Source organism: Candidatus Saccharibacteria bacterium oral taxon 488 (assembly GCA_010202115.1).
GTDB lineage: Bacteria > Patescibacteriota > Saccharimonadia > Saccharimonadales > Saccharimonadaceae > Nanosynbacter.
Genome location: CP047917.1, coordinates 786,142 through 811,170, shown reverse-complemented (window position 1 = coordinate 811,170; position 25,029 = coordinate 786,142). Strand labels below are relative to the sequence as shown.

Here is a 25,029-nt window from a genome sequence, read left to right as displayed (position 1 = left end):
CGCACCCTGAGGATTGGTCACTCACCTCAAGGCGAAATTTGTCCGCCTAGCCCCCGCACCAGCTCCCCGGCATCCACGTCGAGGCCGCCGGCGATCTTCAGGATGTTGTGGAGGCTGAGGTTTCGCTGGCCGCGTTCGACCTGCCCGATGTAGGTCCAATGCAGTCCTGCTCGTTCGGCCAAGCTCTCCTGGCTGAGCCCCTTCGCCTCCCGGGTGGCACGAACGCGGTCGCCAAAGGCCCCAGTCACGGGTGACAGGGGCGGCTTCCGCGCAGGGTTGGGCACCTGCCAATCCCAGTCGCCCGAAGACGGAGTATCCAGAGACGATAGGTCCTGTGACGATGTATCCTGTTAGGACCGTCGACGGAAAGGAGACCACCATGGGTGGCGACTGACCGGCCGCATCATGGCCTCGCGGCGTGATGGCAAGAGTCCCGACGAGACAGTGAGGGAGGTGACGGCTCATGGGTGGCGAGTGATTACTAAACGGCGCTGACCCATCTCTTGGTGTCGGTGAACGGCGCCCGCTAGACCGTCTTGGCTGAGCGGGCGCTTCCGTTCTCTCGCCCCCGCTTCTTGCCAGCGGTTTGCGCCGCGCCCTCTTGTGTTTCATGCGCTTGAACTGACTTGTCTAGGCTCTCATCCTCCAGGATCCACACAAACGCCACACCAGCCCGCGGCAGCACCCAGCCGTCGTAGCTCATGGTGTACTTCTTCACCCCAGCGACGTCTGGAGCCTCGCTCACCCGAGCACGCCGGGTGCTTGAGATGAAGTCCACCAGTTTCATCTTGGCTATTCCAGCGTCCTGATAGTTCAGCTCTAGCTCAAACCCCTTCGTCGGGCGGTCGACATCGAAGTGGACCATGTGCCCGTCCCGCCGTAGCCGTGACCGGTACGTGAACGACATGACCACCGGCTGCTCGGCCTCCACGACGGCCTCGCCAATATCCACGGTGTACACCTGCCCATGTTCATCTGTCGTCCGGATAATCTTCAGCGGCTCCCCATCCACCACGAACTCAATGAGTGCAAAGTTGTCCAGATCTGTCACGTCAAGCTTCGTCCCAGCAGGTTTGAACCACACACTCGTCTCCCCGTGCTCAGCCACCATCTGGTCATACCGCTGCCGATCCGAGACCATGGCGAACTTCCGGAACCGGTGCTTGGGCACCACCGTGTATTCCCAGCGGACCAGTAAGTCAAAGAACAGGTTAGGGGTTACACCCCTAACCCTAGGTATACCTAGGGTCGCGTCGACTCGTGCGTCATACCAGCGCTCCTCAGCCGTGATCGCCTGGTGCTTGATATCTCCATAGACTTCCCGCCCGAAGGCCGTATCGCCAAAGCGCATGCCCAAGCTATTGACTGCCAACTCATCCAACAGCCGGGGCGTGGCAATACGCTCCAGATCGTCAGTGTTGAACCGGAACCCTTCGATCACCGCATCCCGCATGGCCGGCGCTTCGTCGTGAATGATCTGACGGAACTGGCGAGCGGTGGCAGCTTCCTGATCCTTACGGAAAGAGTACTCGAACAACGTACCGAGGAGCCCGGCACCAAACAGCGTGCCGCCTAGTTCCCCGAGTGGCAGCGCGTGCAGCCACGACCAGTCACCCAAAGACAGACCAGTGAGCCAGCCGTTCAGCATGATGAGGAGGATGCCAGCCAAGGTCAAGACTGTTGCCAGCAGCGCCGCTTTGGTCTTGCGGAGACGAGCATGAAGCGATGGCTTATTGTCAGGATTTGGGTGCGACATTACTGGTTATGATTATATACCAGAATGAAGTGCCTGCATAGGCTTTATGCTATTGCTCAAGGTGGCTATTTCACGGTAAAATAGATACCAGAAAGGGGCGAATATGCGATGCAAGATGGTTTACAAGAAATAAAGGAACTTATTACACGCGAGGTAGGTTCGCTTAAGAGCGAGGTTACTTCTGTTTGCAAGCGACTCGATGCGCTTGAAGAGGGTCAGAACGGATTTCGCGAGGAGATCGAGGCGGTAAAGACTGATCTCAAGGCGGAGATTAGCGACGTGAAGAGCGAGCTCAAGGCGGAGATCGGCGCTGTCAAGCTCGAGCTGCGGGAAGAAAGCGGCAAAACGCACGAGCGGCTAGACAAGATGGACGAGCGGTTTGAAGATATTGATGAACAGCTCGAGACGCTTACTACCTCAGTCAACGCGACACAAGAAACGGTTCTGCGGACGCGCGATCATATGGATAATCGCTTCGAACGGGTGGAAGCGCGGATGGATCACGCCATCGCTGACCTGAAGGTAGCGCGCTCCGACATCAGTGCTCTTCGCCATGACCTCCAGATGGAAGAAGAAAGCCGCGGACTTTCAGACGCAACCCTGTTCGTAGGTCAGCGGGAAACTAACCAAAACCTAGAGAAGCGAGTCGCCGCCCTCGAAGCCCAATTCTCGGCACTGCGGGAACGAGCGGTGTAGTCAGGCAGGGGGTTCCGCCACGCCGCGCAAGCCTTGCCCCGCCTACTCTTCCAGCCGCAGCGCCTCTTGCAACTGCTCCACCCGGATAGGTGCATAGCCCTGACCAGGGATGCGAGCGCCTTTGAACAACCTCATGAACAAGGACGGAAATTACACTGGCAGCAAAGGCAGAATTGATACCGTCAAGAAGGTCATTAGCTTCTGCCCCGCCTCCGTTCCAAGAGCTTTTGCCGCGGCGGTCAGTGCTTTATCTACCAGACTTCGAACACGACCTCGCTCGGTTGATGGATTCTTCGCTAGATCCAATGCATCCGCAAGCGCTTTTTTCGTTTCAGGAGCATCAACTTCACTGGCCAGCTTTTGGGCTTCTGTCAGGAGCTCAACCAGCTGGGCCGAGTCACTTCCGATAGTGACAGTCACGTTCTGAACATTATGACTGCCGCCTTGTACGCCGCCGCTCACGTCCCCTGAAACAGAGATGCTCCCACGATTGTCTGTATAGGTCACTTTAGCTCCTCCGATTGGTACGACTGGCGAATCGAGCAGAAGGCGGTTAGACTTCAACCATTCCCTGCCACTAGCAGTGAGTGCTTTTGCAACTTTTCCTCCCCAATGTTCAAAACCCTCAAGAAGCCCATGGCGGTCACACCAGCTGAACGCGTCGAGGAAGTCATTCTCGGATATGTCAGGGAACGGCTCTTCCAAGAAAGTGGGGATTCCGGCAGCACTGTCAACAGGGTTTCCGCTACTCACTGCTTGAAGCAAGGCGCGACGGATACGCTCATCTCGTCGTTCGCCATTTTCGAGGGAGCGCTGCACGCGACTAGCTACCTCTCTTCCTGTAGTCGTTATATGCATGAGGCCTTGGTAGCTCCCCGTGACTAGACCTAGTTCCTTCAGCTGGTGAATGATCCATCTAGGGGTACTACTAATCTTGTCATCAAGTAGGGTGTCGATCATCGCCACGCCGCTATTGGTAGTTGCTAGACCTAGAAGAACCTTTTCTTCATCAGAACCTGCAATGTCCGCCATGACTTGGTGGATGTTAAGTTGTTGACTAGTCATGGGTGAAGCATATCATGTATATGGGTTGTTCGCGGTTGACCGTGGCGCTTAGGCTAATCAAGTTATGCGACCGCGTCCGGTGGGCGCTATGTAACAGAATAAGGGTTTGACAGACTGACTGTCTAGTGCGTTTGATATGTTTGACAGCAGCATTCACGACTCCGGCATGGGCGTTGGTGGCGCTAAGCTGATGGCCAACTTTGATGCGGGGATACTAGGCGGCGAGAGGGGCCTCGGGGTCGGCGTCCGTAATGCAGGTGTCGAAGCAGGTTACTGAGACCACAACAGCTTGATAGCCAGGCGGTCGGCCAAAAAATCATACTGCTCCAAATTAAGCAATGCCTCAAAAACAGGATCTGCCTGCTCCTCCAGGTTCAGGCACTTTTCGCTCAATGCATAATCTTGCGTTGCCTTACCGAAGGTTTTGGCGGCCTCTGAAAGCCTCTCCATTGCCCCTTTAGCTTTGACACTCGCCTTAGCCCATTGTGGACCACTCTGCCTGCTACATTGCGAGATTAGTGTAAACATAATTTGTGGATGCCGCTTGCCGTAACTCGCCCAAGCCATTTCGAGTTGATTATGCCATCCAGCTTTAATGGATCTCATTTCAGACTCAACCGCTTCTCGAACAGATGTAATATAAGCCCTCCGCCATCGGCGATGAGCCCTATCCATTGCCGCTAGCTCGCCGGAGATCTCTCCGGAAAACGCTTTTGTTAGATTCTTAACTGCGGTCTCTCTTGACGCTTCCTCTGATTTTGATTCAAGGTGAGCCTCTCTCGCAGACTCTGCCCCGCTGGATTTATCCTCGCCCTCAAGAGTGGAATTTCGTAAACGCTTAAAAAAGTCACAGTCTGGAACCAATCCGAACCCAAATACCCCGATGGCCCCGCCTAGTACATAGGGTACCAGTTCTGCGGGCACAATCCACGGATTTCCCGGTTTAAAACAAGAGCACGAAAGAGCGACGCCAATAAGCTGACCCACTACTAACCCTGATAAGACCAAGTCAATAGCGACAATCAAGAGTAACATTCGCCATCGTTTGCGGAATACTGGCCAAAGTACTGCCTTAGGGCGAGTCACGCAATCGCCAAAACCAAGAGCGAGAATACTAGTCACACTAGCAACCAACGCTCCAAACAGAGCTCCCCCTATTTTGAGAAGCATGGCTTACGCACTCATGATCAGCCTAGTGCGAGCTTCGCCATAGATACCCGAGTCCGTTCAGCACGTGTGCTCTCCGTGGGTCGGCTTATCTGATAGAGTAGTTCGCCCTTCGGATTTCTGTCTACTTCGACAAACCCTAATTGTCTCAAGACACTGAGGTCACGTCGAATCTCGGGGATATCCCCTCTTGCCAATGAGGCAATCTCAAGAAGAGTCATCGGTATGCCATGAACAAGCACCCCCAGCACGGTCTGCTTTGCGCTGATGGATCCCGGGGAATATACCAAGTCTTGAACCTGACGCCTTAGCAGATCCAAGAGATGCCGTTCCTCTACTTCTATTGAAGATGGATCCGAATCAAGCACATTGCCTTCATCCATAGATCGTGATCGATCTGACCTCTGAAGAACCACAAGCTCTTCGTAGGGCTTATTTGGTTGAGGGTTAAGACGTACCGTCACGTGATCATTCTCCATTTGTGACAATTTTATACAACCTCCTTGTAATATAACCGTTTTATCAATCAGGGTTTTCAAGCAATTCTTCGAGAGATATCTGAATCTTGATGGCGATGATCAAGTCAGTGAGTATTTCCCACATTTCATCGTCGAGACTCTCCTTTAGTGCCAAGTCAAGAATGACGCCATGGGCGTATCGATCACGAAGTCCTTGGATCATCTCTGCATGAATTACACACTCCTCCAAGGGTGCATCATCCCCTGTATAGTCAATAATACCATCTCTGCGGAGCGAGTCAATATATGCAATCATGATTGGCAGATCAAGCGATTTTAGAAACTCCAAGGTGGTAATTTCTTCGCGCGCAAGAGCCTCTCTCCATTTTGAGGTGCTCTTCTCTTGAAGAGGGTGACTAGACACATCTGGCCACCTACTCAATTCACTAAGTGAAACATTGGCCTTGGCGAGTTTCGTCAAGTATCCACGTATGTTACTCTCAATACTAATCAGGAAAGAGAGTCGCTGATTGATCGATCGGGCATCGCGCGCAAATACTCCACACAGAATGCTGCTAAAACGTTGCCGACCTCGTTGTCCATTGAGGTTTCTCTCGGCCTTCTGGATCAGCTCCCTAACGCGCTCTCTAGTTGCCTCTTTTCCAAGGGCACCCTCAATTTTGACAGAAAGGGCTGGTTTTTCATTTTCAGGTATATCGGCGCTGACCATGAGGCTTGTAGCCAGACTCTCAGCCTCGCTATCCGGCAGGTGTAGAGTCTCGCCTTCTTCGGTCTCGTTACGTCCAGGCGGAACGAGAGACCAACAGTAGAGGCCTCCTTGCGCCAGTGCCTCCTGAGCCGCCTGAACAGCCTTCAGGGTGTCATCGTAGTCGTCAGATATAAACTTAACAACACCGATACAGAAACCTGCGCCCCGGTAGACTGTGATATGCCTTGCTTTCTCTCTGTGTAGGGCACGACTGAGAGTCTCCACTTCAGTCTTCTCTAGGATTCTCCCCTTAGCCCCGTAAACGAATAAGTATACCTTACAACCTGCCGGAGACTGGTAGTTATGAAGTATTTTCCTCTCTAATGCATGCTGCACAGCTGTTTCAAGCTTGGCTTGGTCCTCTTCGCTGGTGTCCCAGAATGCTTCAACCAATGATTTAACTGCATCTAAACTTGGCGGAGAATCCGCCTGGCTAATCCCGCAATCGACGTAATCAACGGCTTCAGCCTTGAATTCGACAAATTGATCCAACCGAAGATCAAGTACTGGCTGCTGAACAGTTCTCAGAAAAGCCATGCGTTTCGATTCACTAAGCCATGCGCGAATTAGTAGATCCATGGGTCCATAAACGATATGGCATGTAGCACCATGAATGCCGATACTGCGAAGAGAGGAAGTAACAGCTTCCATGAGATCGGCACCACGACCATCTCGACTACTCAACAAGTAGAAGTGGCAGAACTCTCCCACAGTGCTATGTGCTTGAGGATCCCAGAGCAGCCTTGAATTACCAGGTTTCGCCCGGAAATTCGTCGTCAGCGAAGGTGCGTTTGGTGCTTTCCCCTCGGGTACCATGGCACATTATGACATGCTTGACTGCTCTTAGGCAAATCGTCGCGGGCGTGTCGCAGTGATCCCCTCCGTCATCTAGCAGGAGGGACAGTCCTAAGTCCTGTCTTGAAGATGTCAACGTGTTGCAGGAGCTCAGTGAGGCTGCTCCGTATCCACCACTGTCACTGCACAAGCTGCCCCTAGCGTCTGGCTCTTGATCATGTCCGCGTGGATGTTGCCGGTGAGGACGATGGTGAATTTGGGCCAGGTTTCGCCTCGCCAGACCAGCCGGATGGTGGTCTGGCCTTGGAGCTGGACAACGACTGGTTCAGCCAGCTCCTGCTCGTGCCACAGGGCCTCTGGTTGGGAGGTGGTGGTCCAGGCCGGGGTTAGGGGTGTGGGCTGGGGTGCGTTGTCTTGCCACAGGCTGAGCTGTGGTGGGTGCATGTGGATGTGGTGTTGGCAGCGGAGTTGGATGGTGAAGCCGACTTGGGTTTCGTCCAAGCCGATGAGGATGAGGGTGGCTTCGGGGACGGTTTGGGTGGTCCAGTGGGTGGAGATCAGCCGGGCAAGCTGGAGCAGGCCGCGGTCGCTGTAGCGGCGGGCTTGGCGTTGGTCGAGGAAGTGTTTGGCCCCGAATTCTTCGAGCCGGGCGAGGTGGGTGTCGGCGTCGGTACACAGCCCGAGGGAGTAGCTGGCGGCCTCCACGGCGGTGATGTCGTCGTCGGAGTCGATCAGTTCCATGATCTTGTGGTTCAGCTCTACCAAGGCGACTTCGGGGTCGCCGTTGCCGAGTAGGTCGCACATGACCGGGCACTGGGCCATGGTCTGCGGCGACAGGCCACCGGGGCGTTTACGGGCAGCGCGGAGTTCCTGGTGGATGGCATCTTCGGCGGCGCGGCCGCTCCTTTCAGCACTGTCGCTGCTGCTCATCTGGGCAGCCTAGCCGAGGACGCTTAGGGCTTATTCACGAGCCTCTTTGACTGCCTGCTGGCTAGGGATTCTGCGGCTGACGTGCTGCCTTGCGGCCAAGCCCCACCGGGGGTCGTTCTGTGCGCGGAGGGAGGCACGTCCTGGTTCCTCGGGGCTTCTGGTGCTCGGGGGATGTCACTTTCATGTCACGACAGGTCGTGGGGTTGTGGGTTGGACTTGGGGCGTGAAGTCAAACCGGCTTCCTACGCAAGTTACACCGGCTCCGCTGCTTGGTGGTGGCGGGTGGTGTGGAAGGAGTTCTCATGTCGGATCTCATCCCTACGTCTGGGTTTGGTGCTGGATCGGCTCGGGCGGCTGGGCCTGGTTTGGCCTCGTCGGTGACCGGGGCGGGTGGGCGACCGCGGGGGCTGGCCCGGGCGGTGCAGCGTGAGCTGGAGTGGACGGCTGGTCGAGGTGATGTGGTCAGGGCGGTTGACGGAGCTCGGGCGGAGCTGACGAATCAGGCGATGGGCAATGTCGGCAACCTGGTGATGACCGGTCAGGCGTTGGTGCAGGTTGCGCCGGAGAGTGCGCCGTATTTGGAAGCGTTGTTGGGTGCGTATGCCACTGGTGCAGCGCAGGCTATTGCGAGGTTCCAGTGACCGGCCTGGCAGTCCTCGGGCTGGTTGGCATGGCGGTCCTCGGACTGGTGGGTTTGGGGTTGGTGGTGTGGGGGTTGGTGGAGGTTTGGCGGGATGAGCGGCGGCTGACCAAGGAGCGGGCTCGAGCGGAGCGGCGGCGTATTGAGCGCGAGGCCAGCCTGGTGGCTGGGCGGCTCAGGCAGCAGGCTTTCCGGGTTCAGGGGGAGATGATGCGGCGGGTGGTTGAGGAGTTGCAGCGCCGGTCGTGATGGTTGAGGACGCGGCACCCAGCCCACCTAGGGCGGATGATCGTGGTTGGTGGCTGGGTGTTGCGTTTTCTACAATAGCGGTTTTTGTGTCCCTTAATTACTGAATGTGCCCTGCTATTTCTGTGGTGGGGCTGGGTGGTCGGGGTGTCCGATCGGTGGGAATTGTGTCCGAGTGGATGGTTGTTTTCTCGGGTTGAGTGCGTCGTAATACAGGTAGCGCCCCGGGCGGATGCCGTCTTCCGGAGGTGCCGGGTTGAGACGAGGTATATCCGGGGCGCTTATACCAACCAATTGTAATGAAGAAGGAGGAGGTTGTATGCAGTATGCAGGTTGTGACAAGCAGTTCCGAACGGTGTTGGCGGATCCGCCGTGGCCGGGTCAGTCGAGTGGGAAACACTATCCGATGATGAGCCTGGAGCAGATCAGGCAGTTGCCGGTGGCAAGTTTGGTGGGAGCGGATGCGCATTTGTGGTTGTGGACGACGAATGGCCTGCTCCGGGAGGCCTATGAGGTGGCGGAGGCGTGGGGGTTCACGGTGCGCTCGCCGCTGACGTGGGTCAAGTTCCGGCTGGGGCTAGGTGGGCGGTATTCCTTGCGTAACGCTACGGAGCAGTTGTTGTTTTGTACGCGTGGTCGAGAGCCGGTGAATTTCCGGTCGCAGCCGACGTGGTTCACCGCGCCGGTGCGGGAGCATTCCCGTAAACCGGCTGAACAGTTCGCGGTTATCGAGAGGGTGTCGCGGGGGCCGTATCTGGAGTTGTTTGCGCGCCGGCGTCCGGAGTCACGGGCGGATTGGTCGGTGTGGGGTAACCAGGTTGATGCTGACATTGTCATTCCGGGGTATCCGGTGCCCAGTGATACCGGCCGCAACCAGGACGGAATGAAACAGCTCGGGGGACTGCAGCGATGAAACGGATGCGAGGAGGAACTGATGTCTGGTGGTGGGATGAACAACCGATCTACGAGGCTACTCGCCGGCGCGCTGTCGCTGCTGGTAAGCGCCGTATGCGTCGAGATGACGTTGTGCGTTCTGGGCAGGATTTGGCTGCCCGTGATGCTGGTTGCCGGCGGCATCGGGCTCGTCGCCGCCGGGGCGTGGGGGCTGATGTGGTGGTGGCGAAACCGGTTCTGGTGGTGAAACGACGAGGAGGTCGACATGGCAAGGCGTGGACGTAAACGAGAGGTCGGCCGCGGCACGTCCCGGTCATCGCAGGTGCGGGTGGTGCCGCTGTGGCAAACCCCGATCTCGCGGCGTGAACTGGCCAAAGCCTTGGCGATGTACCTGCTGTGGCGGATCGAACAAACCCCAGAAGCAACCACCGAGGCCAACGGCCCTGCTGGGTCTGATGAGGCTGGCGGAGTCAGTGCCCCTGCCCCGGATGATGGAGGCGCATCGTGAGTAGCAAGCGGCGATGGTGCTGGCGTGAGTTGTATTGGCCGCGGCCGCTGAAATGGACGATGGTGCAGCAGCTGATGCATCGGCTGGTGGCTGATCCTGGTCTGGGGTCGCTGGTCATTGAAACCCGGGCAACGAACGAGACGATCCGCTTTCAGATCGCGGCCGACGTCAGGTGTATCCGCGTGGTGGAGTCGCTGCTGGGTGAGCTAGTTCCCGGTATGCAGACGGTGAAGGCCGGGGTGCGGCGGGCGGTGACCCGGGCGGCACGCCTCAAGGTGACGCATCCGTTACTGGCGCTGGATACCAGCCGGATTGAAGCGGTGACTCGGGCGCTGCTGGCTGGCTTGTCGGGGCTCCGAACCGGCGAGCAGCTGGTGTTGCAGCTGTTTATCGGTGGGCGGGTTGCGCCGATGCTGTCGCGGCGTCCGCCCCTCGAGGCGCGGCAGTCGTGGTGGAGTCTGCTCAACCACGGAGCCCGAACTGCCAGTGGTGATGAACTCGCCCGGGTACGCGAACGCCGCCGGCAGCACGGCGCGTTGGTGAGTGTGCGACTTGGCGCCGAAGCAGCCACACCCCAAAAGGCCCGGGCACTGATCCAGCGGCTGTTCGGGGCGCTGTGCACCATCGAGGCGGCCGGCGTGCGGTTGCGGTTGTGGCCTGAGGATCCCGCCAAACTCCACCAGGTACGGCGGCCGTGGTACTACGGATTGCAGCTGAGCAGCACCGAGATCGCCTCCCTCACCGGTTGGCCGGTTGGCGAGGGAGACTTGCCCGGCCTGCCGCCGGTATCGCCTCGGCAGATCCCGCCACCGAACTGGCTGGCTGGCATGCATCAACGACTGGCGGGGCGGGTATTCGCTCGCTCCAGTGCACCCGGCAGGCCGGTCGCGTTGGGGATTCCTCCGCGGGATGCACTGCTCCACACGGTCTTGCTCGGCCCGACTGGGGCTGGTAAATCGACGGCGCTGGAGCATCTGGCACTGGCCGACATCACGGCCGGCCGCGGCGTGGTGGTCATTGACCCCAAAAGCGACCTGGTCACCGATCTACTGGAGCGGATCCCGACCGAGCGTGTGGATGATGTCGTGGTGCTGGATCCCACCGACCCCGGCCCGGTTGGATTGAATCCGCTGGCAGCCGCTACAAGGCAGCCGGAGCTGACCGTCGATGCGCTCCTGGCAACCTGCAAGGCCGTGTTCGCCGACTCGTGGGGTATCCGCACCGAGGAAATCCTGACCGCCGCGCTGTTGACCCTCGCCAAGGTAGGCGGCCCGGCAGCCACCCTAGTGATGATCCCCAGCCTGCTGACTAACCCTGCCTTCCGGCGCATGGTCACCCGCAAGCTTCACGACCCGCTCGGTGTATCAGCATTCTGGGCGAAATTCGACGCTAAAAGCCCAGAGCAGCAAGCCACAGAGATAGCGCCAGTCCTCAACAAACTCCAGCAATTCGTCATCCGCCCGCAGCTGCGCGCCGTGCTCGGACAGACCCAGCCACGCTTCCAACTCCGAGAGGTATTCACCAACCGCACCATCCTGCTGGTCAGCCTCAACAAAGGGGTGATCGGCAGCGAGGCCGCCCGGCTCCTCGGGTCGCTGCTCATCGGGCAACTCTGGCCACTCATCTTGTCCCGCGCCGCACTACCGCCAGAACGCCGCCACTTGGTCAGCATCTACGTCGACGAAGTCCACGACTTCCTCCACGGTATCCCCGGCGACCTGGCAGACGCCCTGGCACAATCCCGCTCGCTCGGCGTGGCCTGGCACCTGGCGCACCAATACCGCAACCAACTCACCCCAGCAATGCGCGCGGCCATCGATGCCAACGCCCGCAACAAAATCTGTTTCGGCCTGGCCGCCCCTGACGCCCGCGACATGGCCGCCATGACATCCGGCCTTGAACCGCTCGACTTCATCCGCCTACCGCGCTACGCCACCTACTCGACCGCGTGGGTCGACGGCCAGGAAACCGGCTGGATCTCCGGCATCACCCTGCCACCACACCCGAGCCAACGCCCCGCCATCGACGCACGCGCCGCCAGCCGCCACCGCTACGGCATCCCCGCCAAGGAAACCGAAACTGCCCTGACCCAACTCACCAGCCACCCCATCCCCACAGCACCAGCCACCGAAACGACCTCACCACCAGCACCACCAACATCACCGGGTGAATTCGGCCGTCGCCTAGCTCCGACCAAACGCCGCCAGAAGTGACCAATCGCCTGACCAGTCGCGTCACTGAACCAACCAGCCTTCACCCCGCCAACCGGCCCTCAACCACCAACTACGGGACACGACTGTCTACCTCTTCACCGAGGCAGCCACCACACCGGCACCGGCCAGCGACCAGCGGCACTAGAGCCGGGCCTCTCTCTAACCACATCGTGAAAGGAGGACTCCCATGATTCGTATCTCCGAGCACCAACTTCACCACCTCATGGCACGTCTCAGCCAGCGCGCCATGACCGTCCTGCGATTCCTCGCCCAGCAACGCTTCGCCACCACCAGCCACCTTGCCCGGCTGCTCAGGCCCCACCACGCCAGCCCCGCCTCGGCCCTACGTCAAACCAGCCGCCTGACAAAACACCTGGCCACGCTTCACCTCATCCGTGCCCTCACCAGACGCATCGGCGGCATGCGCGCCGGCTCCGCCGCCGCCACCTGGCACCTGACCGAACCCGGCCACCGCCTCATCACCCGCCACGACGCCGACACCGGCACCCCAACCCGACGACGCTGGCACGAACCATCCCTCGGCTTCCTCACCCATACCCTCGCCATCACCGAAACACGCATCACCATCGAAGAAACCGCCCGCCACAGCCACTTCACCATCCACCACATCGAACCCGAACCCACCTGCTGGCGCAGCCACCTCGGCCCCTACGGCCAACCCGAATGGGTCAAACCCGACCTTGGCCTCATCACCGAAACCAACGGCTACCAAGACCACTGGTGGTGCGAAATCGACCTCGCCACCGAAAACCCCGCCCGCATCACCACCAAAGCCCGCGCCTACCACCGCCACTACCAAGCCGGCACCGAACAAGCCACCCGAGGCATCTTCCCCCGCGTGCTCTGGATCACCCCACACCCCGCCCGCAAGCAACAACTCCACCGCATCCTGACCAGCGACACCACACTACCGACCGGCATGCACAGCGCCATCACCCTAGAAGAGGTAAAAGACGTGCTGAACAACTAACCAGAAAGGAGAAGACACCATGAACCACCAACCACGACACACCCAAACCGGCAATCACCAGCCAGACAACACACCCGAAACCACACCACACAACTACCCAGCAGGCGCCATCACCGCCTGGCGCCAACTCACCGGACAACCACCAAACCAACCCCTCGACCCAGACTGGCACCACAACTTCACCAACTGCTACCACGGCAGCTGGCCAAACCGCAGCGCCTACATCGAAACCCTCGTCGAAGACATCTTCAGCCAACAACTCGAAACCATCACCAACACCATCGGCATCCCAACCGACTACATCCGCTGGAACTACCAAGCCATCTGGGAAGACGTCACCCGCTGCTTCGACATCATCGAAAACGAAGATGGGGTGCATGTGTTTGAGCGATAGGGCCATCGCCTCGACATGTTACTGGAGTCCCTGATGCTAGAAGCCAGCACGACAGGACGGTCGTGGCGGGCGGACGGCACGATACAGCCCTAGATGGCGAGGGGTTAACTCAACATTACTCTACGGGCTGCCACCCCGTCGAGTCAGTGCATCAACCGCCATCACCCATCGCCTCTGCCGACTTCTGGGAACAGCGGCACAACATTTTAACCTGAAACAACATTAGGAAGACGCTTGTTCATATTGTAGACTACTCTGGTTGGGGAGCTCGCTGGTAAGCGCTGCGGGCGTCACTTTGGCATGGCTAAATTTTAGACAAGGAGACCGCGAGAGTGTCGGAAGAGCCATTTATTTCCGTTGAGGAAACAAATACTAGCCCAGCAGTAGTCGCACTATTAGAAGTTATGCGAAGTCCCGAGCATCTGATCCATAGTATTCACGAAACATGCGATTTTCTTGGAGATGCAGTTATGGCCAAGACTACATTGCACATATCCGCGCCCGAGTACGCAGTTGAACCTGGGTTTATCTACATAGATATTCAGCATCCGCGAAAAGGATTTATGGCTACAATTTCTCATGTTGGCGATCAAGGCTTTTCGACTCTCACGCATCAACAACACATTTCCGTCTCGAAAGAGCTTATCATTTGGCAGCTTTCGAAGTTAGGCGGCAGCATAAAAATGTCTCCTGTGGGTAGCTCTAAACATGCTGGCGATATATGTGAAGAATTATACAGAGCGCAGAGCAGTCTCTTGGCGATTCCTGACGCATCCGAATCTAGGGCCAAGAACCTGCTCGCAGATGTATTTGACAACAGCGGAAGGCTGAAGATATTCGATAAGTATGACGGAGTTAATTTTAATTCAATGATAGCTCAAGGAATATATGAGCTATGCGCCAGACTTACTGAGAGATACCTTTATCTCGTCCAAGTCCCCCTATCATCTAGCGGCGAAGCAACTCTTTCATTCACGGCGGTTCGACACCTGACTGAGGGAAAACTGGAATACTTGAGCGGTCAATCCTCCAAGGGAACCCTGCCGGCCCGCTACTACGCCCTTGGCGGCCGCCCAACCTCTCTCCGAATGCACTTACCCTGGGCAAAACGTACTAAGAATTATACTGTTTCTGCCGACTCGCCTTGTGGACAATTTTTTAAACGGGTGTCTGTGGTCAAGCGTAAAAGAAGACGCGAGCATTCGGATGGAGCTTATGGTGGGAGGAGAGGCTCCCGCTCGGCGCTAGCTGAGATCAGGAAGAAAACTCCTGATGCCTTCTCTTGGGCGGTAAATTATCGCGGAGGAATGTCCTTTCGAGTTTTTATTGGAGACGCAAGGAAAGAAGCTTATCCTATATATCTAGGAATACGTCATCACGAACTTCCCGGGCGATCAACTCTGCGTATGGCATTTTTGGCAACAGTGGCCACTCTCATGACTATTTGCGGCATTCTGGTTCAATCTTCTGATCTATCCTCGATACTACTCGCCCTTGTGGCAGTAGGGGCAATAGCCAATCCGTCGCCTAGTGGGAAGAGTGGCCATCAGCTGCCAATTTTGTCTCGCGGAATGCCGGGATTCATTGGTATCACGACAGGGATCCTTTTAGTCTGGCTTCATACGAAGCAGTCCTCGATATTCCTGTGGTCAGACCTAGGAGGATGGATAATATTTGTGCTACAAGCAATTGCCGCCATCTGGCTGATCGGAAGAGCTGTCAATATTGCTTATTCATTGAAAAAGGTTTCAACTTCGGGGGAGTATTTCGGCGGAGCTCTTTATTGAAACCTTGACTTGCTGTCGTATCTATGGAAAACTAGACATATATGGGAAGGAAATTCTTCAACATGAAGAGGCGAAGTAAGGACAAGGAAATTCCTTGGAAGCCAAGCGGCGGCGTTGAAACCTATGTCCACTCAGGGCTCACGGAGCCCGAAGGCTTCACATCTGACATATTTATGGGTGTTCCCGACCCGCGAACTCGCGAGGTGTATAGGATCCTCAAGGGAACATATGAGGCTGAACAAGCAGCCAACGGGGATCCTGATGCTATCCGCGAAATACGTAAAAGAGGAACTGCTGCTTTTATAGCCCTGGGAGGGTTTGAAATAGAGGATGGGGAGGAAGAGAGCTCCTAATTTAGATAGCTCGTGCTGCGACCCGCTACGCCCCGTTCCTCCTCCGCATCCTCACCCCGCGCCGCAGCAGGCAGCCTCGGACGGCGCCGACGCCGGTGCCAAAATGCTTGGCGATGGTCAAGAGGGACTTGCCCGAGATGTACATTGCTTCAGCCTCGTCGCCTTGAGCTTCATTGAGGCCGCGCTCCCGTTGAGGGACGCCAGCCTGCTTGCGAAGGCGGATGACCGTGTTCTTCGTGATGTTAAAGCGCGCGCAGATGTCCGGCACCGACACGCCGATCGCGTAGAGACGAGCAACCTCAGCGCGCTGAGCCAAGGTAAGCGAAGTGAACTTGACCCTATGAGGCAGGCGCGACACAGCAGAACCCTGATCAGAGGTTGTAAAATTGGGCGGCAAGCTCGCGACCAAGTCGAGGAGCGGCTGCCATTGTTTCGAGAGGGTGTCAGTGAGGGCCACCACGAATATAACCCAAGCGAACGGAGACAGGAGATAATATGAGGGATTTGGAGCTTCCAGAGGAAAGAACCGTAATGCGGAATATTAAGGAAATGCTGCGCGAGGAACACGAGCTTTATGTTAATCTGTCTCGGGCTGCAACTAGGCTGTTGGATCAGAACCCCGATATGCACTACAAGGATTTGACTGCCGAACTCAAAAGAGAATTTCCAGAAGCGAGTATGTACCCGATCCGCTTCGCTGCTGATGATGCGCAGGAGTCTTTGAGGAGATAATTCCTGGGCATTACGGATTTTGAAGTAGCTAAGTCGGCATATTCCAGTGAAGTTACTGGCGGGGGAAGGTCGGGGCAAGTTGCAACATGTCGAGCAGGTTTATCATCGCCGCTGGCTGCTATGCCGACCTTCTTGGCGAAGCTTTGGATAAGGTATAGTGGGCTCAAATACCACTTCTTCTCTCCCATCATCACCCCTCTCGAAGATGACTAGGCGCTTTCCGTCGGTACGACCGCTCTCTAGGGTGTTGATGGTGGCAACGCCGATATTCGAAAAAGTCTTATTGTTGCGCTTCTCGATAGCCCTATTTGCGCGCCATACTCGAAAAACCTTAACAAGCCAAGGAATTCCAGGTTCGTGGGCCTTGCTTTTAAGGGCTTCGATGTGTGGCAAGTTATAACTTGTCCATGACTCTGCTGTTGCGGCATCACTAGTCATCGCTGCGCTCTCCTTCTTGGAGTCGTCCAGCGGATTGGGGCCAAGAGGGTGTGTTTGTCCTAGGTCTAAACGCGGCAATGGCTTGAATTCTGAGCTCATATTTACTGTAAATATAAGCTAGCTGTGCAAATAAAGCAATAGCTACTCGGATCTTTGGGTGCAAGAAATGGTGTCCTTAAGCTGGAGTTTTGTGCTATCAAGATTCGTAATGTTATCCCTTTAGGTAACCATTTTCTAAAGCCTTGGTAAAAGCATCTATGTGAGTTAAAATCGTCCCAGGAGGATACGTAAGTCGATGCACCTGAGAACAAACTTGCAGTGAGCGGAACGCCCGTTTGGTGACCCAGAGCGCCCGTTTGGTCGGGAACGAAGTCTCGTGGCTGCGCTCGATGTTGAGTGGACAAAGAATTTCCGGGTTCGGGGAGCATCAAAACCGTTTTGCTACTCGTGGGCCATCATTGACCTTGCACATTTTGATTCACTGGAGGATCAGAGCCTGCTCGAATTTGGGTTCAAGTCAGTCTATCTGGAATCAGAGGACGAGGTGCCGCGGCTTCTGGAAATGATCGAGTCAGATATCGCTTCCTCGCGGACATTGTCCAGCGTGACCTTTGCGGGTCACCAACTCTGCGCCGATTTATCAGTACTGAAACGGTCGTCGCCAGTTGCAACAGAGCAGGTGGATTGGCTGTACAACCAGTGGAGAGAGCGGCGGCAAAATCAGGCGGTAATTGACACGAGGTACGACGTCGATTGTCTGACGCCGATAGCCAGCCGGCGCCTCGTCGATGTGGCCGAGGATCTGGGGCTTGACGTGACGCAGCCAGAACTCGCGAAAGGCTCGATGACCAAGCTACACAAAACCTACCTCGAAACACATCAAGCGGATATTTTTGAAAAGCTTGCCGTACTCAATCTTCGCCACAGCTTATCGACGGCGCTCATTGCCGCCATATATCTCGGCGCTGCGGTGCCGCGCCCCTTGAATGTTAACAACCTCCTGAGCGACCATCTGGCATGTGAGTTTGACTATGTGAATTCTTCCGAGTTTGCGGAACTGGTGCATTGAGATCGTTTCAGGCCGTCGGAATGGACTGGTAATTTCGCTAGATTGCTACGAGCTGGTCTCTCCTAATTTTTAACCATCCATGCTACAATCAAGTATTATGACGGAGAATTTATATCCAAATCAGTCATCAGTACAAGAACAGCAGGTGGCGCCAGCAGACAGAGGGGTGGAGACAGCGAAGTGCAGAGAATGCGGACAGCCATATCCGTGCGAGAGACAGCTTGGGAAGGAAGCTCTGAGTGCAGTAAATAGTGAACCTTCCGGCAGAGGGTGGAGAAGGCGTGCTGCTTTTCAAAGAACCCCTTTACCCAACCCCTCATTGACAGGGCGAAGACGTAGGATATCCAAAATAGAGAGACAGCAAAGAGAAAAGGCCATGCAAGAAAAAGAAAGGGCCATCGCAAAGAGCCGTAGACTTCGAATGTATCCTCCCGCAGGCTTGGCAACCTTGGAGGACTTGAAGAATAACTACATAAGTCATCAAGGCCGAACTCCTCGCAGAAGTATGCTTGTAGAAGACTAGCCTGATTTTACACATCCAATAGCATCCTTTGAGTATACCCCCATCTTGACTAACCCCACCCAACCCCTCATAATATAGCCATACCTTCTGATAAAACCAACATGAACATGCTGAAACTCAAACGATTTTGGTACCACGTGCGTCACGATTATTTGACGCTGAATAATGTTGTGGTTGCGGCGGCGGCGCTGATCGCGCTGAGTTGGGCGTGGGGGTCGATTGAGTCGATGCAGCGTAATTATGAACTGCAACAGATGGTCGATCAAAAAAAGTACCAGCTGACGGTCGAGAAATTACGCACCGAGCTGTTGGCATATGAATCGAAATATTATGAAAGTGACGAATACCTCGATCTCGCAGTGCGCCAGCGCCTGGGCCGTGGCTCGCCTGGCGAAAAGTTGCTGATCGTGCCGTCAACCGACGCGGCCAAGCAGCAACCGACCGCCCAAAACACCCCGCAAAAACAACCGACCAGTAACTTCCAGCAGTGGATTAATTTCCTCTTTGGCTCGCGGCGGACGAGTCAGAACTTGCAAAAATAATTCGTGTTTGCTAAGATGGACAATGTGCCGCGGGGTAGAGCAGCCTGGTAGCTCGTTTGGCTCATAACCAAAAGGTCGTAGGTTCAAATCCTACCCCCGCAACCATGTTTATTGATTTTTCGGCCTCATGAGTTGAGGTCGTTTTTGTTTTTGATACATGTGAAGTCGTGGTGTAAATTGGCTGGGGTGGCTACGTCTAGCCTTTTTGACCTGGTCATGCTATATTAGAACATCATGACAGAGCGTCTAAGTTCATTGCCTCAACTACCCGCTAGACAGTTTCCTTCAGAAATCGATGCTCAGTGGAGGAATCAGATTGATAGAGATTTTAGAGAGGGCTGTCCTGATGGTTTGAGTAATTCGAGGTCGCCAGGGTATCAGATGTACCTCAGGGCAATTGCACGCGCCAATGAGGCGAGAAATCAACTCTTGAAAGAAAATCAATTCCTGACGACAGAAGAGGCAGTCAAAGAACTTGGTGGTGGGGAGTATGCTTCCAGCATTACACTTGCTGCGGTGCGCCGCGGTAGCGTTCTTGCAGTTCCTGATCACGGATATCACCTTTATCCGACCTTTCAGTTTGATAGTAATAGAGTATCGCCGTTGGTAGGTTTACTTCATGATGTGCAGATGCAACGTTTGGACGGGGAGAAGCCCGATCCCTGGGATTTATTAACTTTTTTCAGTGTTAGAAGGAAGCTTCTCGGGGGTGCGGCCTTAAAGGATCGTCTGTGGAAAGAGAAACTTGCAGATGCCTCTCAATATATTGTTGAGAATGCTCTTGTTTAGCATTCATCTACATGTCTCATCGATCCAGTCAAGATACGGCCGTGATCCAGCAGCGATATCAAACGATATTATCTCTGCCACGTCATAGCTATGGAGCGACCTGACTACTCTTTCAATTGCTGCGAAGTTATCCTTACGCGACTTGATAAGCATCAAGATCTCTGCATCGCATTCAAAATTTCCTTGCCAAATGTAGGTTGACTAAATCGGCAGCAGCTGCACACACGCGGCCAGTTTTTGCTCGACGAGAGCCTTGGCGATGTTCTTCGCTTCGCTCTCTTTTCCTACTGACACCATGGTCATGGAGTATCCACTCCTCATCACGCTGCCAATTTCCCCGCCGCAATGCGTACCGCCTCTGACCAGGCGGTGAAACAGTTTGGTGTGCTCATCAGTTGTTTGGCGGTCAGGCCGTGGCGGATGGCGAGGCTGAGGCCAGTCATCAAGTCGCTAGCGCCTGGTGCGACGATGGTGGCGCCGAGCAGGACGCCTTTTTTGTCGCTGATCAATTTGACGAACCCACTGCGTCGGTCGGTGATGTTGCTGCGAGCGGTCAAGGTCAGTGGCGCAAGGGCAATACTTACTTTCAAATCACGGCGCAGACAGTCGTCCTCGTCTAGTCCCGTTCGGGCGATCTGCGGGTCGGTGAAGGCGATCGTCAAACGCGGCCTATCGTCAAGCGCGATGAAATTACGGTGTAGTAAGTTGTGTGCAGCGGTGCGGCTGTGGCTGAGAATGGTGTGTGTCTGTGCCTGAAGGTCAACGACGCTGCCAGCCGCAAAGATGTGCCGTGCCGAAGTCTGCATCGCTTCGCTGACTTGAATACCATGTTCAGTATATGCTACGCCCGCATTTTCTAGGCCAATGTCGGTCGTCGGTAGGCGGTCGTCGGCGACGAGGATTTCATCAACGCGCACTGAATGCTGCTGGCCGCCACGAGCGTAGGTGACGCGCTTTGCGATGCCGTCTTTCTGGACGGCGACCAGCTTTGTCTGGGTGAGGATGTTCATACCGCGCTGTGCCTTGGCGTCAGCGGCGATCAGCTCGCCAACTTCCTGGTCAAACTCGGGCAAGATGCGCCCGGCGGTCTCGGCGACATACACCTTGCTGCCAAAGGTCGAGAATAAATATGCCAACTCCATCGCTGTCGTGCCAGAGCCGACAACGAACAGTGTTTTGGGCGGGCGCTTGAGCGAGAGGATGGTTTGTGGCGTGTGATGGGCCACTTCGTCGAGGCCCGGGATGTGATCATCGCGCCAGGTTGAGCCGCTGGCGATCAGGAATTTGCGCGCGGATAAGTGGCGGCGATTGACGGTAATCTCGTTGGGACTGAGAAAGTGGGCGCTACCGGTAAAGACGCTGATGCCTTGTTTCTCGTAGTAACTGCGGTTGCCGCCGGTGCCAGTGCGCTTGATGGCGGTGTCTTTCCAGGCGAGGAGCGATGGATAATTATAGCCGACTGTACTGGTGCGCAGGCCGAACTTGGCCGCTGTTTTGGCCTCGTGATAGACGTCGGCAGTGTAGAGCAGGGCGCCGGTCGGAATGTCGCCCCAGTTTGGGGATTCGCCGCCAAAGGTACCGCGCTCGATGATGGCGACTTTCTTGCCAGCGCGTGCCAAGACAGTTGCGGCCGGTGAACCGCCAGCGCCGCTGCCGATAACAATTACATCATAGTCAAAAGTTGGTTTTTGTGCCATGTGCCCCCTACATGATCGTCTTATGGTGTTGATAAACAAATGCTGCGTCGGTGTGTAGTTTCTGTAGTAACTGCGCCGCGCGGTGTCGGATGTCGTTTGTGGTAATTTCTGGCCGGGTCTCGCACCAACTCATCACGCCGAGGGTGACTGACTTGGCGATGTCATCAGCCTGGCCTTCGGGCGTGCGGATACTCAGGCAGGTCGCCATGATAGAGTGGTGGAGTTTTGTCGGGTCAAACTCTTCGCTCGGTCGCTTGCCGCGCTTGACGACATCGATGATTGGTCGGTTTGGGTGTTCGCTTGGCATCAAAAACCTCCGTAGCTGACGATGCCGAGCACTCGATCAACGAACAAAAAGCCGCCCAAGATGATCAAGCTGCCGCCAGCTGCAAATTGCAAGAAACGTTTATGCGCCATCCGCCACTGTTGCAGATGGGCGAGGGAATGGCCGCTGCCGACCAGCACTAATACGACGATCAGTGATAGTAGTGATATGACGACGTAAAGGGCAATGGCGATGAGGCGCCACTCGGCTGATGGTAATAGGACCGTTGCCAGCCCCGCCGCTGTCATCGGCCCGATGATGAACAGTAATTCAGCCACCACGCTCGCCATCCCGAGACTAAAGGCCTCGGCGCTGTGACGCGTCGCTTTTGAGCGCTTTGATAGGTAGGTCGCGAAGTTCCGCGGTAGCCACAAGGCTGTACCTTCACCCCGCCGGTAGTACACTGCCCAAGTCGCCACGCCCAGCCCGACCATCAGCCCGCAGACAATGGCTGCCACTAGTTGCTCAGCCTGCGCGGCATGATGAATGACGAGCGACAGATAGTAAACGATCGCTGATATCAGCAGCGCCGTCAGCACCAACACTCCACACACAAACCCATTCATCAGTCGCAATACTTTCCGGCGGGCGGTTTGCTTGCCGAGGGAATGGCCACTGAGCAAGGTCAAGACGCTGACGCTGAGCTGAAAACTAGCGTGGATCAGTGCCGAGAAGGCGACGATGGCGAGTGATGAAATGATAGCCGGGGTCATGTTTGTGTAAAATCCTCTCCCTCCAGTTTATCACAAGCGGTTTGCCGAGGGAAGACGATAGGTGATGTCGAGCGAGTGATTGTGTGAGCTGTCATACTATTGCACTTATGTCAAATCTGTGCTATAGTAAAACCACGGTTTAACAAACACAGAAAGGTAACAATATGGATATCGCTGAGCACGAGCTTGGGCAATTTTTAGCTACGGTCAATAACGATCGGCTGCGGACGTGGCAGCGCCGGCGGACCTGCGAGGAGTTGCGTTCATTGGTGATGCGGCGACTGGAGCTGCTGGACGAAGAGGGCGTAGAGCTGGTGGCCTAGTCGCCGGGGGCGAAACTTGCCTGGCCTTATTTGATGAGCAGTTGAGGCCCCGCCTGATGAGTAGGCTTTCGAGGCGGTTGAGATTTTCTGATTCGTTTGGTACAATTGGTGACGTGTGGCACCGTAGCTCAGCTGGTTAGAGCGCAGGACTCATAAGCCTGAGGTCGGTGGTTCGGGTCCACCCGGTGCTACCAAAATTGTTTTTTATCCGCGGTCTGCATGGGCCGCGGTATTTTCATATGTGGATGACATATTACGTACTCTATTGCAAGAGTTGACGATAGGATGATATACTTGTGAAAATAATATTGAGGAGGATATAGATAGCTATGAGCGAGATACCACTAACTACACCAAGGAAGGAATTACCGCCTCAGGGACGTGAGGAATGGGATGCTCTACGAGAGGTTAGAGTTTCGCCGGAAGAGGTTAAAATTATTAGCAAAGTGGCAGAGTATATTCTACGTCGTGCCAGTGATGCCGGTATGGAAAAAGCTGATTTTTTCAAAAACCCAGCCTTTAAGGAGTTAACAGAGAAACAAATTTCCTCAGCACTGGAGACTGCGGCGACACCTATTTTTGAGGTTGGTGATCGAGTTTATTGGTTGGGGCCCAGCGAAATCGAAGACATCAAACTAACTGACGTTTGAGTATTCTACGCGATTTCACGTATCATCTGGGCGATTGCTCGGGCAAATCGCTCGTGACCTGCTGCTGTCCAGTGCAGCCCGTCTACACCGGCCTCGGCATATGTGTTGGCGTCGAAAAACGCAACACCATGCTTGGCGGCATAGGTTCGAATTTTTTCAGGCAGTGCAGTTAGTGTCGCCACGGCTGTATCATCAAAGTGCCACGCCGATCGCGGTACGATTGCCTCGTTGAACAGTCCAGTAGAGTCTGGAATGAGTGGCGCAACGAGCAGCGGTGTGACGTCCGATTCATGACAACAGGTTACGTAACGTGCCAGTGCCGTCACGATCGCCTCGGCTGGTCGCTGGTGGCAAATTTGGGCATCATTTGTTCCCAGCATGATGATGGCGATGTCGGGCTGATGACTGGCCAGGCACGGCGGAAAGTACATCCAGCCATTTCTCGACGGCTTGGCTGGGTTAGGATGATCAAGGTCAGTCCGCCGACCGCCCAGCCCCTCCTCAATGACATAATATTGGCGTGTCTCATCCGCTAGCAGCGCCCCCAGTCGCCGTGGCCAGCGCACCGATCCGTCGTACCGCGCATTCGTATCGGGCCGCTGCCCAAGGGTGTTGGAATCACCAAAGCAGAGGATGGTTATCTCGCGCATAGTGATTATTGTATCACGTAACTTTGCGCTGTGTGTCATAATATCCTCATGAGGCGACTGATTGCGGTATCGGGTGGCGTGGACAGCGTGGTGCTCCTCGATAATATACTAAGGCATGGGCAGGACGAGGTGGCGGTGGCTCACTTTGATCATGGAATTCGGTTGGAGTCGGCGGCCGATGCACGGTTTGTGGCGGGGCTGGCGCGCCAGTATAATGTGCCATATGTTGCGAAGCGTGAGGAATTGGGGCCGGCAGTCAGCGAAGATATGGCGCGTCAGCGGCGGTATCAATTTCTCTTTGACGCGGCGGCACGCTGGGGCGGGCGCGTGACGACAGCCCATCACCAGGATGACGTGATTGAGACGATAGCACTCAACTTGCGGCGTGGTACGCGCTGGCGGGGCTTGGCGGTGATGGGTGATCAGCGGATCGAGCGGCCGCTGCTGGAATGGACGAAGCATGACATATATGACTACGCGCTGCGCCACCGGCTGGAATGGGTGGAGGACGCGACGAATCAATCAAATGCTTATCTACGTAATCAGCTGCGCCGACAGCTGCAAGCGAAATTGACCGACGAGCAGCGCGCAATACTTGGTCAGTTATGGCGCCAGCAGTGGCAGCTACGCCGAGCAATTGACCGAGAGACATTGCGGTTGTCACCACGCCTCAGTAGCCGTTATTTTTGGGCGCATATCCCGATTGAGCCAGCGTGTGAGCTACTCCACCGAGAGGTGCAGCGACTGACTGGTGTGTCGCTGCTCTCAGCACAGCTGGATCGACTGCTGATCGCCATCAAAACTGGCCACGCAGGAACGGTGTGGCAGCCGGCCGGCGGTGTGCGGGTGAAATTATCCGTAGAAAGTGTTACAATAAAACGAGTGACTCGCTAGGACGAAAGAGAAAGGATTATGT

30 protein-coding genes, 2 tRNA genes and 2 pseudogenes are annotated in these 25,029 nt (G+C 55.7%); 21 read left to right on the top strand and 13 right to left on the bottom strand.

Going from position 1 to position 25,029, the window contains the following annotated elements; all coding sequences use genetic code 11:
* Positions 1-26 precede the first annotated feature (26 nt).
* Positions 27-284, bottom strand: a complete 258-nt coding sequence (locus GWK74_04430) for a helix-turn-helix domain-containing protein (protein ID QHU90727.1) — start codon at positions 282-284, stop codon at positions 27-29.
* 350 nt (positions 285-634) lie between these two features.
* Positions 635-1,756: pseudogene (locus GWK74_04425) on the bottom strand (hypothetical protein).
* 108 nt (positions 1,757-1,864) lie between these two features.
* Here GWK74_04425 and GWK74_04420 point away from each other — a divergent pair.
* Complete coding sequence (locus GWK74_04420; GenBank protein QHU90726.1) at positions 1,865-2,452, top strand: hypothetical protein; 588 nt, start codon at positions 1,865-1,867, stop codon at positions 2,450-2,452.
* 150 nt (positions 2,453-2,602) lie between these two features.
* Here GWK74_04420 and GWK74_04415 read toward each other — a convergent pair whose 3' ends face one another.
* Positions 2,603-3,517, bottom strand: coding sequence for a hypothetical protein (locus GWK74_04415; protein QHU90725.1), 915 nt, complete (start codon positions 3,515-3,517; stop codon positions 2,603-2,605).
* 136 nt (positions 3,518-3,653) lie between these two features.
* Here GWK74_04415 and GWK74_04410 point away from each other — a divergent pair, with 136 nt between their 5' ends.
* On the top strand, positions 3,654-3,794 hold the full coding sequence (locus GWK74_04410; GenBank protein QHU90724.1) for a hypothetical protein: 141 nt from the start codon (positions 3,654-3,656) through the stop codon (positions 3,792-3,794).
* On the opposite strand, the gene GWK74_04405 is transcribed toward GWK74_04410, so the two are convergent.
* The 3 genes from GWK74_04405 to GWK74_04395 all read right to left on the bottom strand — a co-directional run bounded on the left by GWK74_04405 (position 3,788) and on the right by GWK74_04395 (position 7,636).
* The gene (locus tag GWK74_04405) at positions 3,788-4,687 is read right to left on the bottom strand and encodes a hypothetical protein (protein ID QHU90723.1); all 900 of its coding nucleotides are present in this window, start codon (positions 4,685-4,687) and stop codon (positions 3,788-3,790) included. The two genes, GWK74_04410 and GWK74_04405, sit on opposite strands and share 7 nt — an antisense overlap.
* A gap of 519 nt (positions 4,688-5,206) precedes the next feature.
* Positions 5,207-6,490 (bottom strand): hypothetical protein, encoded by a 1,284-nt coding sequence (locus GWK74_04400; GenBank protein QHU90722.1) that lies wholly within the window; start codon positions 6,488-6,490, stop codon positions 5,207-5,209.
* Positions 6,491-6,856: 366 nt separating this feature from the next.
* The gene (locus GWK74_04395) at positions 6,857-7,636 is read right to left on the bottom strand and encodes a hypothetical protein (GenBank protein QHU90721.1); all 780 of its coding nucleotides are present in this window, start codon (positions 7,634-7,636) and stop codon (positions 6,857-6,859) included.
* Positions 7,637-7,938: 302 nt separating this feature from the next.
* On the opposite strand from GWK74_04395, the gene GWK74_04390 reads away from it, so the two are divergent.
* The 10 genes from GWK74_04390 to GWK74_04345 all read left to right on the top strand — a co-directional run bounded on the left by GWK74_04390 (position 7,939) and on the right by GWK74_04345 (position 15,662).
* Positions 7,939-8,277 (top strand): phosphoenolpyruvate carboxylase, encoded by a 339-nt coding sequence (locus tag GWK74_04390; GenBank protein QHU90720.1) that lies wholly within the window; start codon positions 7,939-7,941, stop codon positions 8,275-8,277.
* Positions 8,274-8,525: a hypothetical protein gene (locus GWK74_04385; GenBank protein QHU90719.1), complete on the top strand. Its 252-nt coding sequence runs from the start codon at positions 8,274-8,276 to the stop codon at positions 8,523-8,525. Before GWK74_04390 ends, GWK74_04385 begins: the two co-directional genes overlap by 4 nt.
* Before the next feature lie 316 nt (positions 8,526-8,841).
* Positions 8,842-9,435, top strand: coding sequence for a methyltransferase (locus GWK74_04380; GenBank protein QHU90718.1), 594 nt, complete (start codon positions 8,842-8,844; stop codon positions 9,433-9,435).
* Positions 9,432-9,701: a hypothetical protein gene (locus GWK74_04375; protein ID QHU90717.1), complete on the top strand. Its 270-nt coding sequence runs from the start codon at positions 9,432-9,434 to the stop codon at positions 9,699-9,701. Before GWK74_04380 ends, GWK74_04375 begins: the two co-directional genes overlap by 4 nt.
* Positions 9,682-9,924, top strand: a complete 243-nt coding sequence (locus GWK74_04370) for a hypothetical protein (GenBank protein QHU90716.1) — start codon at positions 9,682-9,684, stop codon at positions 9,922-9,924. Before GWK74_04375 ends, GWK74_04370 begins: the two co-directional genes overlap by 20 nt.
* Before the next feature lie 62 nt (positions 9,925-9,986).
* Complete coding sequence (locus tag GWK74_04365; protein QHU90858.1) at positions 9,987-12,137, top strand: type IV secretion system DNA-binding domain-containing protein; 2,151 nt, start codon at positions 9,987-9,989, stop codon at positions 12,135-12,137.
* Between the two features lie 187 nt (positions 12,138-12,324).
* Entirely contained in the window at positions 12,325-13,128 is an 804-nt protein-coding gene (locus GWK74_04360) for a hypothetical protein (GenBank protein ID QHU90715.1), read from the top strand.
* A gap of 19 nt (positions 13,129-13,147) precedes the next feature.
* Positions 13,148-13,522, top strand: a complete 375-nt coding sequence (locus GWK74_04355; protein QHU90714.1) for a hypothetical protein — start codon at positions 13,148-13,150, stop codon at positions 13,520-13,522.
* A gap of 332 nt (positions 13,523-13,854) precedes the next feature.
* Positions 13,855-15,309 (top strand): hypothetical protein, encoded by a 1,455-nt coding sequence (locus GWK74_04350; GenBank protein ID QHU90713.1) that lies wholly within the window; start codon positions 13,855-13,857, stop codon positions 15,307-15,309.
* 62 nt (positions 15,310-15,371) lie between these two features.
* Positions 15,372-15,662, top strand: a complete 291-nt coding sequence (locus tag GWK74_04345) for a hypothetical protein (protein QHU90712.1) — start codon at positions 15,372-15,374, stop codon at positions 15,660-15,662.
* Between the two features lie 25 nt (positions 15,663-15,687).
* Here the strand turns inward: GWK74_04345 and GWK74_04340 are convergent, their stop codons facing one another.
* Positions 15,688-15,978, bottom strand: coding sequence for a hypothetical protein (locus GWK74_04340; protein QHU90711.1), 291 nt, complete (start codon positions 15,976-15,978; stop codon positions 15,688-15,690).
* Positions 15,979-16,193: 215 nt separating this feature from the next.
* Here GWK74_04340 and GWK74_04335 point away from each other — a divergent pair, with 215 nt between their 5' ends.
* On the top strand, positions 16,194-16,394 hold the full coding sequence (locus tag GWK74_04335; GenBank protein QHU90710.1) for a hypothetical protein: 201 nt from the start codon (positions 16,194-16,196) through the stop codon (positions 16,392-16,394).
* 102 nt (positions 16,395-16,496) lie between these two features.
* Here GWK74_04335 and GWK74_04330 read toward each other — a convergent pair whose 3' ends face one another.
* The gene (locus GWK74_04330; protein ID QHU90709.1) at positions 16,497-16,931 is read right to left on the bottom strand and encodes a hypothetical protein; all 435 of its coding nucleotides are present in this window, start codon (positions 16,929-16,931) and stop codon (positions 16,497-16,499) included.
* A 277-nt stretch (positions 16,932-17,208) separates the two neighbouring features.
* On the opposite strand from GWK74_04330, the gene GWK74_04325 reads away from it, so the two are divergent.
* From GWK74_04325 to GWK74_04310, 4 genes are all read left to right on the top strand, one after another.
* Complete coding sequence (locus GWK74_04325) at positions 17,209-17,901, top strand: hypothetical protein (protein ID QHU90708.1); 693 nt, start codon at positions 17,209-17,211, stop codon at positions 17,899-17,901.
* 624 nt (positions 17,902-18,525) lie between these two features.
* Positions 18,526-18,966 carry a hypothetical protein gene (locus GWK74_04320; protein QHU90707.1) on the top strand — a complete coding sequence of 147 codons (441 nt, stop codon included), beginning with the start codon at positions 18,526-18,528 and terminating at the stop codon, positions 18,964-18,966.
* Positions 18,967-18,994: 28 nt separating this feature from the next.
* A tRNA-Met gene (locus GWK74_04315) sits at positions 18,995-19,071 on the top strand.
* A 129-nt stretch (positions 19,072-19,200) separates the two neighbouring features.
* The gene (locus GWK74_04310; protein ID QHU90706.1) at positions 19,201-19,755 is read left to right on the top strand and encodes a hypothetical protein; all 555 of its coding nucleotides are present in this window, start codon (positions 19,201-19,203) and stop codon (positions 19,753-19,755) included.
* 3 nt (positions 19,756-19,758) lie between these two features.
* Here GWK74_04310 and GWK74_04305 read toward each other — a convergent pair.
* From GWK74_04305 to GWK74_04290, 4 genes and pseudogenes are all read right to left on the bottom strand, one after another.
* Positions 19,759-20,058 (bottom strand): annotated as a pseudogene (locus GWK74_04305) (divalent cation tolerance protein CutA).
* Between the two features lie 17 nt (positions 20,059-20,075).
* A complete protein-coding gene (locus GWK74_04300; GenBank protein ID QHU90705.1) occupies positions 20,076-21,452 on the bottom strand; it encodes an FAD-dependent oxidoreductase in 1,377 nt (458 codons plus the stop codon).
* A gap of 7 nt (positions 21,453-21,459) precedes the next feature.
* Positions 21,460-21,759 carry a hypothetical protein gene (locus GWK74_04295; GenBank protein ID QHU90704.1) on the bottom strand — a complete coding sequence of 100 codons (300 nt, stop codon included), beginning with the start codon at positions 21,757-21,759 and terminating at the stop codon, positions 21,460-21,462.
* Positions 21,759-22,490 (bottom strand): hypothetical protein, encoded by a 732-nt coding sequence (locus GWK74_04290; GenBank protein ID QHU90703.1) that lies wholly within the window; start codon positions 22,488-22,490, stop codon positions 21,759-21,761. Before GWK74_04290 ends, GWK74_04295 begins: the two co-directional genes overlap by 1 nt.
* A 164-nt stretch (positions 22,491-22,654) precedes the next feature.
* Between GWK74_04290 and GWK74_04285 the strand changes: the two genes are divergently transcribed.
* From GWK74_04285 to GWK74_04275, 3 genes are all read left to right on the top strand, one after another.
* The gene (locus GWK74_04285) at positions 22,655-22,813 is read left to right on the top strand and encodes a hypothetical protein (protein QHU90702.1); all 159 of its coding nucleotides are present in this window, start codon (positions 22,655-22,657) and stop codon (positions 22,811-22,813) included.
* A 117-nt stretch (positions 22,814-22,930) separates the two neighbouring features.
* Positions 22,931-23,007: transfer RNA gene (locus GWK74_04280), tRNA-Met, on the top strand.
* Between the two features lie 135 nt (positions 23,008-23,142).
* A complete protein-coding gene (locus tag GWK74_04275; protein ID QHU90701.1) occupies positions 23,143-23,463 on the top strand; it encodes a hypothetical protein in 321 nt (106 codons plus the stop codon).
* A 5-nt stretch (positions 23,464-23,468) separates the two neighbouring features.
* On the opposite strand, the gene GWK74_04270 is transcribed toward GWK74_04275, so the two are convergent.
* A complete protein-coding gene (locus GWK74_04270; protein ID QHU90700.1) occupies positions 23,469-24,152 on the bottom strand; it encodes a hypothetical protein in 684 nt (227 codons plus the stop codon).
* A 9-nt stretch (positions 24,153-24,161) separates the two neighbouring features.
* Between GWK74_04270 and tilS the strand changes: the two genes are divergently transcribed.
* Positions 24,162-25,007 carry a tRNA lysidine(34) synthetase TilS gene (tilS, locus tag GWK74_04265; protein QHU90699.1) on the top strand — a complete coding sequence of 282 codons (846 nt, stop codon included), beginning with the start codon at positions 24,162-24,164 and terminating at the stop codon, positions 25,005-25,007.
* Positions 25,008-25,029 lie beyond the last annotated feature (22 nt).